Origin of the sequence: Pseudomonas sp. LFS044, from assembly GCF_047978245.1 — a bacterium.
GTDB lineage: Bacteria > Pseudomonadota > Gammaproteobacteria > Pseudomonadales > Pseudomonadaceae > Aquipseudomonas.
In genome coordinates, this window is the sequence record NZ_JBFPFX010000093.1 from 1 (window position 1) to 230 (window position 230).

Below are 230 nucleotides of genomic sequence, written 5' to 3' on the forward strand. Positions count from 1 at the left end.
AGATTCCCTTAGTAGTGGCGAGCGAACGGGGACCAGCCCTTAAGTTGGTTTGAGATTAGTGGAACGCTCTGGAAAGTGCGGCCATAGTGGGTGATAGCCCCGTACACGAAAATCTCTTGTCAATGAAATCGAGTAGGACGGAGCACGAGAAACTTTGTCTGAACATGGGGGGACCATCCTCCAAGGCTAAATACTACTGACTGACCGATAGTGAACTAGTACCGTGAGGG

1 rRNA gene is annotated in these 230 nt (G+C 50.4%); it reads left to right on the top strand.

Annotated elements, in window-relative coordinates:
- Positions 1-230, top strand: a 23S ribosomal RNA gene (locus tag ACNQPL_RS26740); the annotation flags it as partial.